This window comes from Hymenobacter mellowenesis, from assembly GCF_030581005.1.
Taxonomy (GTDB): Bacteria; Bacteroidota; Bacteroidia; order Cytophagales; family Hymenobacteraceae; genus Hymenobacter; species Hymenobacter mellowenesis.
Genome location: NZ_JAUQSX010000001.1, coordinates 413,520 through 425,312, shown reverse-complemented (window position 1 = coordinate 425,312; position 11,793 = coordinate 413,520). Strand labels below are relative to the sequence as shown.

The 11,793-nt window shown below is 67.3% G+C and carries 3 protein-coding genes; 2 read left to right on the top strand and 1 reads right to left on the bottom strand.

Translation table 11 applies throughout. The features are described from left to right. Position 1 precedes the first annotated feature (1 nt). Entirely contained in the window at positions 2 to 658 is a 657-nt protein-coding gene (locus tag Q5H92_RS01810; RefSeq protein ID WP_305009753.1) for a response regulator transcription factor, read from the bottom strand. A gap of 136 nt (positions 659 to 794) precedes the next feature. On the opposite strand from Q5H92_RS01810, the gene Q5H92_RS01805 reads away from it, so the two are divergent. Further along, the gene (locus Q5H92_RS01805) at positions 795 to 9,965 is read left to right on the top strand and encodes an Ig-like domain repeat protein (protein WP_305009751.1); all 9,171 of its coding nucleotides are present in this window, start codon (positions 795 to 797) and stop codon (positions 9,963 to 9,965) included. Between the two features lie 125 nt (positions 9,966 to 10,090). Then, positions 10,091 to 11,764, top strand: a complete 1,674-nt coding sequence (locus Q5H92_RS01800; RefSeq protein ID WP_305009750.1) for a phage tail-like protein — start codon at positions 10,091 to 10,093, stop codon at positions 11,762 to 11,764. The last annotated feature ends 29 nt before the right edge of the window (positions 11,765 to 11,793 follow it).

The window sequence follows — 11,793 nt, the reverse complement described above, 5'->3', positions numbered from 1 at the left end:
TCTACAAATCTCCCTTAGCGGCGCGGGCCAGCAGCTCGCCGCGCGAGCGTACTTGGAGCTTGCCGTAGAGGCGCTTGACGTAGGTATGCACGGTTTCGGGCGAGAGGGTGAGGCGGGCGGCTACCTGCTTCTCGCTGAGGCCATCCACCAGCAGCTGCATCACCTCCTGCTCGCGGGCCGAGAGCAGCTCGGGCTGCTGGCTGGGGGCGGGCTGGAAGTGGAGCAGCGCCTTGCGGGCCACCGAGGGCGAGAGGGCCGCGCCGCCAGCCAGCACATCGAGAATGGCTTGCTTGTACTGGGGCAGGCTGGTGGCGTTTTTGATGACGTAGCCCGTGGCCCCGGCCCGTAGCGCCTGGTAGATGCGGTCGGGGTCGTCGTGCATGGTTTGCAGGATGACGTCGGTGCCGGGCAGGCGCTTGCGCAGCTCGGGCAGGGCCTGCAGGCCGGTCTGGCCGGGCAGGCTCACGTCGAGCAGGATGACGCGCGGCACGAGGCTCAGCTCCAATTCCTCCCATAATTCTTCGACGGAGCCCACCACGATGGGGCAGCTGAACTCGGGCTGATGGCAGAGGTACTCGCGGAGCAGCTCGCGCACGCGGGCATCGTCTTCGACGATGGCCAGGGCGACGGGAAAGATGGGATGGGCGGAAACAGGCATAAGGGGCAGCAAAGGTGCGGCCGGCCGGTGGGTTTGGCGCGGCGGCGCTGTCCCCTGATTAGGGTACAAGGCCGGTGCGGGGCAGCGGGGTGGCGGGGCGGAGTTTTGCGGGAGCCAAAACGCTACGCCCTGCCTTATGCAAACTCCTACTCCTTCTTTGCCCCAACGGCTGCCGGCCGTGCTGCTTTTGTTACTGCTGCTGCTGACTAGCGCGGCGGCCTGGGCCCAGCCCAGTGTCACCGGCTTCTCGCCCACGAGCGGGGCCTCGGGCAGCAGTGTTGTCATCACGGGCAGCGGCTTCACGGGCGCTACCAGCGTGCGCTTCGGCGAGCTGTCGGCGGTGTTCACCGTCAATTCGGCTACCCAGATTACGGCCACCGTGCCGCGCGCGGCCTCCACGCAACTCATCAACGTGACGACCAGCGCCGGCTACGGGTTGTCGGCGTCGGCCTTTGCGGTGACGCGGGGTAGTAGCGTGAGCTACTCGCTGGTAGCCAACAACTTTGCCGGGGTGAGCGGCGGCAACGTCGCGCCGGCGGTGGCCGACCTTGACGGCGACGGCCGCCTCGACCTGCTGGTGGGGGAGCTCGACGGCACCATCGGCCGCTACGAGCAAACTGCCGTCAACGGCTCGGTCTTTAGCTTCTTGGGTTTGCTGAACACGGGCTCGGCCACCATCGACATGGGTATACAGGCCACGGTGGCCATCGTGGACCTGGAGGGCAACGGGCGCTACAACCTGGTGCTGGGGCGCGGCGACGGCACGGTGAGCGAGTACGAGCAGACGAGCGTGGGGGCGGCCACCTTCGGCTTTGTGCAGGATAACCTGTCGGGCATCTCGACCCCCAGCAATACGGCTACCAGCATGACCGACCTCGACGGCGACGGCTACCTGGAGCTGCTGGTGGGCAAGGGCGACGGCATTACCAGCCATTCTGAGCAGAGACTTGGTAATATAAACACTGACGTATTTGACCGCGTTGATACCAACTTCAACCAGCTGCAGCTGAGTGGCAACGCGGCGCCGTTTTGCGTGGACTTGGACGGCAACGGGCGCATCGACATTCTGATGGGCGTGAGCACGGGCGCCATCTACCGCTACGAGCAGAACGCGGTCGGTAGCTTCACTGTCAGCCAGCTATCGAGCAATTTCAATAGTATTTCGGCGGGCAACAACGCCAAGCCCTGTGTGACGGACATCGACGGCGACGGCCTGCTGGACTTGCTGGTGGGCCGGAGCGACGGCACCATCTCGCGCTATGAGCAGGCGGGCACTGTGCCGGCGCCCACCATCACGAGCTTCACGCCCACGAGCGGGCCGGTGGGCACTACCGTGACGGTGACGGGCACTAACCTGGGCGGGGCCTCGGCGGTGACGGTGAACGGTACGGCGGGCACCATCACGGGCACGCCCACGGCCACTAGCTTCACCTTCACGGTGGGCAGCGGCAGCGGCACCGGCCCCATCGGCGTGACCACGCCCGGCGGCTCGGCCAGCAGCAGCGGCAGCTTTACGGTGGGGAGCAACACCGCGCCCACCGACATCAGCCTGAGCAACGCCAGCGTGGCCGAAAACCAGCCGCTGAACACCACGGTGGGCAGCTTCAGCACCACCGACGCGCAGGGCGGCACCTTTACCTACACCTTCGCCGTGGGCGGGGCCGACAACGGTTCGTTCAACATCTCAGGCACCGCCCTGACGACCAACGGGTCGTTTGACTTTGAGACGAAAAGCAGCTACAGCGTCAAAATCCGCAGCACCGACGCGGGCGGGCTATTTTTTGAGAAAACCTTCACCATCAGCGTGACCGATGTGGCCGAAGTGCCGACGGTCACGAGCTTCACGCCCACCAGCGGGACGGTGGGCACGAGCGGCATCGTCATCACCGGCAGCAACTTCACCAGCGCGGGGGCGGTAACGGTGCGCTTCAACGGCACCACGGCCACCACCGTGACGGTGAACAGCAACTCGCAGCTAACGGCCACCGTGCCGGCCGGGGCCACCACGGGTACCATCTCGGTGCAGAATGCCGACGGCACGGGCACCAGCACCGGCAGCTTCACGGTGACGACGCTGGCCACCGTGACCACGGCCACGCCCACCACCGTGACAGCTAGCAGCGCTGTGCTGGGTGGCAGCGTGACGTCGGGCACGGCCCTGACCGAGCGCGGCGTGGTGTACGTGGCCGGCAACGGCACGCCCACCACCAGCGACACCAAGGCGCTGACGGGCACCAGCACCGGCAGCTTTTCGGGCACGGTGAGCGGACTGGCGGGCAATACGCTGTACTCGGTGCGGGCCTACGCCACCAACGGCGCGGGCACGGCCTACGGGGCGGTGCAAACCTTCACCACCGGCAACAACCCGCCCGTAGCCGGCGACGACAGCTACACCGTGGCTGAGGACAGCGGGGCCAATGCCTTCAGCGTGCTGGGCAACGACACCGACCCCGACGCTGGCACCACCCTGAGGATTACGGGCGTGACGCAGCCGGCCAATGGCTCGGTGACGTTTACCGGCACCGGCGTCAGCTTCACGCCGACGCTCAACTTCAACGGCACCACCAGCTTCACCTACAACATTTCGGACGGCGACGGCGGCACCGACACCGGCACCGTGACGGTGACCGTGACGGCCGTGAACGACGCGCCGGTAGTGACGGTGCCGGGCACCCAGTCGACACCCGAGGACACACACCTCGCCTTCAGCAGCGGGGCCGGCAACGCCATCACCGTGAGCGACGTGGACGCGGGCAGCGGGCAGCTGGAAATCTACCTGGGGGCTACCCAGGGCGCCGTTTCGCTGAGTTCTTTTTCGGGCCTGACCTTCACGGCCGGCGACGGCACGGCCGACGCGAGCATGACCTTCCGGGGCACGCTCAGCAGCATCAACGCGGCGCTCAACAACATGGCCTTCTACCCCAATACCGGCTACAGCGGGGCAGCGGCCCTGCAGGTGCAGGCCAACGACCTGGGCAACACCGGCAGCGGCGGGGCCAAGTCGGACAGCAAGACGGTGACCATCAACGTGACGGCCGTGAACGACGCGCCGGTGCTGGTAGCCAGCAGCGGCAGCACGGCCTTCACGGCGGGCAGCGGCGCGGTGGCGGTGGATGGCGGCCTGACGGCCAGCGACAGCGACAACACCACGCTGGCCTCGGGCACGGTGAGCGTGACCACCGGCTTCGTGAGCGGGCAGGACGTGCTGGCCTTCAGCAACACCAGCAGCGCCACGTTTGGCAACATCGCGGGCAGCTACGCCAGCGGCACGGGCGTGCTGACGCTGACCAGCAGCGGGGCCACGGCCACGGTGGCGCAGTGGCAGGCCGCCCTGCGGGCCATCACCTACAACAATACCAGCACCCCGCCCACCGGCACCAGCCGGGTGGTGAGCTTCCGGGTGAATGACGGGACGACCAACAGCAACACCGTCACCAAAACCATTACCCTGACGGTGCCTGCGCCGGTGGTGAGCAGCCTCACGCCCAGCAGCGGGCCGGTGGGCACCAGCGTGGTGGTGGCGGGCAGCAACTTCACGGGGGCTACGGCCGTGAGCTTCAACGGCACGGCGGCCAGCAGCTACGTGGTGAACTCCGGCAGCCAGATTACGGCCGTGGTGGCGGCGGGCACCACCACCGGCCCCTTCACGGTGACCACGCCCTACGGCGTGAGCAACAACAACGGCACCTTCACCGTCACGGCGGCCACCACCAGCACCACGCTGACGAGCAGCGCCAACCCATCGGTATTCGGGCAGAGCGTGACCTTCACGGCCACGGTGACGAACACCAACGGCAGCGCCACGCCCACGGGCACCGTCACTTTTAAGGACGGCGCTACGACCATCGGCACGGGCACGCTGAACGGCAGCGGGGTGGCGACTTTCAGCACCAGCACCCTGAGCGTAGCTACGCACACCATTTCGGCGGTGTATGGCGCGGCGACGGGCTTCAGCGCCAGCACCTCGGGTAACCTGAGCCAAGTGGTAAACGCGGCCGGCACCACTACCACGCTCACCAGCAGCGCCAATCCGTCGGTGTTCGGGCAGGGCATTTACCTGAACGCCTCGGTGAGCACCGTGGCGCCCGGCTCGGGCATTGCCACGGGTACGGTGACGTTCAAGGAAGGCGCTACCACGCTGGGTACGGTGGCGGTAGCGGCCAGCGGCAACGCCTCGCTGCTCATCAGCACGCTGAGCGTGGGCAGCCACGCCATCGTGGCCACCTACGCGGCCACTACCAACTACGGAGCCAGCACCAGCAACACGCTCACGCAGGTGGTCAACAACGCCGCCACCAGCACTACGCTCAGCAGCAGCGCCAACCCCTCGACCTTCGGGCAGAGCGTGACCTTCACGGCCACGGTGGCGGTGACTTCGCCCGGCGCGGGCACCGTAGCGGGCACGGTCACCTTTAAGGACGGCAGCACCACGCTGGGCACCGGCACCATCAGCGGGAGCACGGCCACGTTCAATACCAGCGCGTTGTCGCAGGGCAGCCACTCGATTACGGCCGTGTATGGCGGCACTACGGGCCTGGCCGCCAGCACCAGCGCCGTGCTCACGCAGGTGGTGAACGCGCCGCCGGCCCCGGCCATCACCAGCCTCTCGCCCACCAGCGGGCCGGTGGGCACCAGCGTCACCATCAGCGGCAGCAACCTGGCCGGGACCACCAGCGTCAGCTTCGACGGGGTGGCGCAAACTACCATCACCGGAAATACGGGCACCAGCCTGACGGTGAACGTGCCGGCCGGGGTAGCCCTCGGCGCCACCGACGTCGTGGTGACCACGCCCAGCGGCAGTTCCAACACCTCAACCTTTACCGTGACGCCGCCCGCGCCGGTAGTCACCAGCGTGGCCGCGCCGGCCAACGGCACCTACCGCATTGGTCAGTTCGTGACCTTCTTAGTAAGCTTCGACCAGCCCGTGACGGTGAGCACGGCCGGCGGCACGCCCGTCATCCTCATGACAGTAGGCAGCACCCCCCGCGGCGTCACTTACCTCAGCGGCAGCAATACGAATACGCTCACCTTCCGCTACCTCGTGCAGGCCGGCGACCTGGACACCGACGGTGTGACGCTGGGCAACAGCATTGCCCCCAACAACGGCACCCTGCGCAACGCCACCGGCACCGACGTGGTGCCCACACTCAACAACGTGTCGCCGCTAACCGGCGTGCTCGTGGACGGCGTGGCCCCCACGGCCACCGTGGCGACCACCGGGGCCAACCCCACCAGCAGCAGCCTGATTCCCATTACCATCACCTTCTCGGAGGCGGTGACGGGCCTGACGGCCGCCAACATCGTGGTAACCAACGGCACGAAGGGCACGCTCAGCGGCAGCGGCACCACCTACACCCTGAACGTGACGGCCACCGCCAGCGGGGCGGTGACGGTGCAGGTGAACGCCAGCGCCGCCCAGGACGCGGCCGGCAACCCCAACGCGGCGTCGAACACGCTGAGCGTGACCTATAACCCGCCGCCCGTGTCCATCGCCAGCTTCACGCCCACCAACGGCTCGGTGGGCACGGTGGTGACGATTACCGGCAGCGGCTTCACCGGCGCCACGGCCGTGACCATCAACAACGTAGCCGTGGCCAGCTATACCGTGGACTCGAACACCCAGATTACGGCCACGGTCAGCGCCAGCAACACCACGGGCCTTATCCGGGTGACCACCGGCGCGGGCACGGGCACCAGCAGCACCAACTTCGTGGTGGGGCCGGCCATTACGGGCGTCACGGCCACCAGCAACGGCACTTACCGGGTCGGACAGACGCTGACGTTCTCCGTGGCCTTCAGCCAGGCTGTGACGGTGGTCACCACCGGCGGCACGCCCACGGTGGCCCTGACGGTGGGCAGCACCGTGCGCAACGTGCCCTACGCCAGCGGTAGCGGCAGCAGCACGCTGCAATTCCGCTACGTCATCGTGGCCGGCGACCTCGACACCGACGGCGTGACGCTGAGCGGCACCGGCATCGACCTCAACGGCGGCACCATCCGCAACAGCAGCGGCGTGAACGCCGACCTCGACTTCGACAACGTGGCCGACACCAGCGGCCTGCTCGTGGATGGCGTGGCCCCCACGGTGGCCATTTCGAGCCCGGCGGGCAGCAGCACGCCTACCTCGCCCATCCCGGTCACCATCAGCTTCTCAGAGCCGGTAACGAACTTCACCACGGCCGGCATCACAGTGACCAACGGCAGCAAGGGCACGCTGAGTGGCAGCGGCACTACGTACACCATCAACATCACACCCACGGCCGCAGGCGCGGTGACGGTGAACGTGGCTGCCAACTCAGCCCAGGACGCGGCCACCAACGGCAACGTGGCCGCCCCGCAGTTCAGCATCACCTACGCCCCGCTGCCCACTATCACCAACTTTTCGCCCGCGAACGGGCCGGTGGGCACCAGCGTGACCATCACGGGTACCAACTTCACGGGCGCCACGGCCGTGGCCTTTAACGGCCTGGCCGCCGCCAGCTTCACGGTGAACTCGGCCACCAGCATCACGGCCGTGGTGCCGGTGGGCGTAACGGCGGGCAAAATCAGCGTGACCACGCCCAGCGGTACAGTTCTCAGCCCCAGCAACTTCCTGCCCACGGCTCCGGCCGTGCTCAGCGTGGCGGTGCCGGCCAACGACACCTACGGCGTGGGGCAGAACCTCGATTTCAGCGTGCTGTATGACCAGGTGGTGAACGTGACGGGCAGCCCCTACCTGACGCTGACAGTGGGCAGCACCGCCCGCAACGTGGCCTACGTGAGCGGCAGCGGCAGCCGCACGCTGCTGTTCCGCTACGTGGTGGCCGCCGGCGAAACCGATAATAACGGCGTCGCGCTGGGCGGCAGCATCAACCCCGGCACCGGCACCATCCGCAACGCCGGCAACTCATCTGCCACCTTCACCCTCAACAGCGTAGCCCCAACCACCGGCGTGCTCGTGGACGGCGTGGTGCCCACCGTGGCCCTGAGCAGCACCGCCACCAGCCCCACCAACACCAGCCCGATTCCGCTCACCATCACCTTCTCGGAGCCCGTAACGGGCCTGACGCTGGCCGCCTTGACGGTAACCAACGGCACGGCCAGCAACCTGGGCGGCAGCGGCCGCACCTACACGGTAGACATCACGCCCGCCGCCGACGGCGCGGTAACGGTGAACCTGCCCGCCGCCTCGGCCCAGGACGTGGCCGGCAACGACAACACCGCCGCCCCGCAGTTCAGCATCACCTACGCCGCGCCGACGGTGCTCATCAGCACCCTATCGCCCAACAGCGGGCCGGTGGGCACCAGCGTCACCATCGGCGGCAGCAACTTCACCGGGGCCACCAGCGTGACGTTTAACGGCACGACGGCTGCGTTCACGGTGGTGAGCAATACCCAGATTACCACCACCGTGCCGGCCGGCGCCAGCACCGGCAACGTGGTGGTGACGGCCCCCATCGGCACCAGCAACGGCGTGAATTTCACCGTGACCCTGCCCGCCACCACCACCACGCTCACCAGCAGCCTGAACCCGGCCGTCACCGGCCAGACGGTCACCTTCACGGCTACCGTGACGACCGCGGCGGGCACCCCCACGGGCACCGTCACGTTCAGCGACAACGGCACCCCGCTGGGTACGGGCACCCTCAACGGCAGTGGCGTGGCCACCTTCAGCACCAGTTCGCTGGCGGGGGGCAGCCACCCGATTACGGCCGTGTACGGCGGCTCGGGCAGCCTGGCGGGCAGCACCTCGGCCACGCTCACGCAGGTGGTGAACGCCCCGGCCGGCCCTACTATTACCACCCTCACGCCTAACAGCGGCGCGGTGGGCACCAGCGTTACCATCGCGGGCTCCAACCTGGGCGGGGCCACCAGCGTGAGCTTCAACGGCACCGACCAGACCACCATCACCGCCAACTCGGCCACCAGCCTGACGGTGGCCGTGCCGGCCGGCGCCACCACTGGCCTCGTGACCGTGACCACGCCCAACGGCGTCAGCAACGGCCTGACGTTTACGGTAGTGAATACGGCTCCCACCGTCACCAGCCTCAGCGCCGCGGCTGAATTGCCGGGTATGCCGGTGGTCATCACCGGCACGGGCTTTACGAGCGGCAGCACGGTGAGCTTCGGCGGCACGGCGGCGAGCAGCGTCACGTTCACTTCGGCTACTTCGCTCACGGCCGTGGTGCCGGCGGGCGCGACCGTGGGCAGCAGCCCCATTGTGGTGACCACCAACGGCACCAGCAGCACCAGCGCCCCGGCTTTCAGCGTGCTGAAAGTGTACGATGCCGTGGCCAGTTGCCTGAGCACTGTGCCCTACGCTACCACCGGCGACGGAGCCTGGCACTACCTGCTGGCCAGCAACGGCCAGGTGGTAGCCGCCCTGCAGGACACCCGCGCCGCTCTGGGCAGCGTGAGCCTCGATTTCCTGACCACCGGCACCGCCGGCGCGGTGCGCCAGGACGCCCGCGGCCACGCTTACCTCGACCGCAACTGGCACCTGACGGCCACCAATTCTACGTTCACCGGCAGCAGCGTCAACGTGCGCTTCTACGGCCTCGTGAGCGAGTTTACTCGCCTGCAGGCCGCCGATGCCAGCGTGACTTACGCCACCCTGAAAGCAACCCAGTACAGCGGCCCCAACGAGGACTGCCAACTCGGCAACAACAACAGCGCCGCTGGCGAAGCCCGCACCTTGTCCCTGACCGCCAGCACGCCCGGCAACGGCGTGGCCTGGTTCGTGGCCGAGGCCAGCGTGCCCGACCATTTCTCCGAGTTCTACCTCACCGGCAGCAGCACCCCGCTGCCCGTCGAGCTCACCGCCTTCACGGCCGAAGCCGAGGGCGCTGCGGTCCGGCTGAGCTGGCGCACGGCCTCCGAGAAAAACAGTGCCCTTTTCGAAATCGAGCGCAGCCTGGATGGCAAAGCCTTTGCCCGCATTGGCGAAGTGGCGGCGCAGGGCAGCAAAACCAGCCTGACGGACTACACCTTCCGCGACGGCCAAACCCCCAAGTCGCCGACCCTCGTTTACTACCGCCTGCGCCAGGTAGACCTGGACGGCACCGCCAGCTACTCGCTGGTGCGCGCCGTGACGGTGGGCCCGGCCGCGCTGGCCCTGTACCCCAACCCGGCGCACGGCGGCCCGGCCACGCTCACGGGCGCGGCGCCCGGCACCACCGTGGCGGTGTTCGACGCCGTGGGCCGCCTGGTAACCCAGGCCACTGCCGAAGCCGATGGCACGGCCCGCTTGAGCTTGCCCACCGGGCTGGCCACGGGCGTGTACGTGGTGCGCGGCGGCAACCACACCCTCCGCTTGGTAGTGGAGTAGCAACCCTGCGCTCTTTGTTCCCTAATCAGGGGACAAGGAGCGCAGGGAATGCGTGAACCAAGCCACGGTTTTTGCAGCGCTACCTTGCATCCCAATACTGCTTTTTCGTCATTTTATCCTTAGCCATGAAGTTACGCTTACCCTTGCTGGCCGCTGTGGCCGCGCTTCCCTTTGCCGCGCAGGCCCAGAACATAGGCATTGGCACCACCACGCCCAATGCCAAAGCCGCCCTCGAAATCTCGGCTACGAATAAGGGCCTGCTCATTCCGCGCCTCACGCAGGCCCAACGCACGGGTATTACAGCGCCCCCCGATGGCCTGATGGTGTTCCAAACCGATAACACCACCGGCTTCTGGTACGCCTTCGGGGGCAGCTGGGTGAACATTCCCAACGCCAACACGGCCACGCCCACCGGCACGGCCGGCGGCGTGCTGAGCGGCACCTATCCCAACCCCGGCCTGGCCAACAATGCAGTGACCAACGCTGCCGTGGCCGACGATGCCATTGGCATTGCGGAGCTCTCGGCCACGGGTACGGCCAGCGCCACCACCTTTCTGCGTGGCGACAACACCTGGGCCGTGCCCGCCGGTGGCACTCCCACCGGCACGGCCGGCGGCGACCTCACCGGCACCTACCCCAACCCCACGGTGGCCGCCAGCGCCATCACCAGCACCAAGCTGGCCGATGACGCGGTGACGATTCCCAAGCTCTCGGCCACGGGTACGGCCAGCGCCACTACTTACCTGCGCGGCGACAACACCTGGGCCACCATCCCCAGCAGCAACGGCTGGAGCCTGAGTGGCAATACGCTGGACGGTACCCAGTTTATTGGCAGTCTCAACAACGAGGACTTCGTCGTGAGGCGCAACAACGCCGAAGCCTTCCGGGTGTACAGTAACGGGCGGGTGTCGCTGGGCAACAATACACCCAGCGCCTCGTCAGTGCTGTTGGGCTTCAACGCGGGCGTGGGGCTGACCACGGCCGTGTATAACGTCGTCATCGGGGCGCGGGCGGGCGAGGCTATTAACAACAGTGCCAGTACGTTCATCGGCTACGGAGCGGGCCAGAGTACCACCGGCGGCAGCAACACCCTGCTGGGCTACTACGCCGGCAATAAGCTGACCACCGGCACCAACAACGTGTTTATCGGCAACCAGACGGCCTACAACGCCAACATCTCCATCACCGGCATCAATAACATTGCCATCGGCACCAGCAGCGGCTCCAGCCTGACCAGCAACACCAACAACATCCTGCTTGGCGGCAACGCGCAGGCCGATGCCGGGCTCTACGATGCCTACGCCATTGGCAACAATGCCAGCGTGAGCCAAGCCAACTCGCTGGTCATCGGCAACGAACGCGGCACCAACGATGCGGTGAGCGTGGGCATTGGCACGGCCACGCCCAACAGCACGCTGCAAGTCAACGGCACCTTCGCCGTGGGCGTGGTCAACGGCTTCGGCGGCGGCACCAGCGGCGGCGCCAACTCCATCGACCAGGGCACCACCCAGGCTACCACCATCATTGGCGGCTACTATGGCCTGACGCCAACCGGCACCAGCAACCAGTACTACCTGCTACCCAACCCCACCAGATGCCCCGGCCGGATTTACTACCTCCGCAACAACAGCGCGGGCACCAGCGCTTTCCTGCTCACAACGGGGGGCAGCATCTACGGAGCCAGTAGCAGCAGCGCCGTGCCGAGCAGCACGGGCTACGAGCTGCGGCCCAACGCGGCTTCCAAAACCGTCGTTGCCATCTCGGACGGCATCAACTGGACCGTCGGCTACCTTAATTAGGCCATGCTTCGTTCCGCCCCCGTCGAGCG

Excerpts from the sequence above, each read along its gene's own strand:
- Q5H92_RS01810 (WP_305009753.1), bottom strand. The coding sequence starts at position 658 with ATGCCTGTTTCCGCCCATCCCATCTTTCCCGTCGCCCTGGCCATCGTC.
- Q5H92_RS01805 (WP_305009751.1), top strand. The coding sequence starts at position 795 with ATGCAAACTCCTACTCCTTCTTTGCCCCAACGGCTGCCGGCCGTGCTG.
- Q5H92_RS01800 (WP_305009750.1), top strand. The coding sequence starts at position 10,091 with ATGAAGTTACGCTTACCCTTGCTGGCCGCTGTGGCCGCGCTTCCCTTT.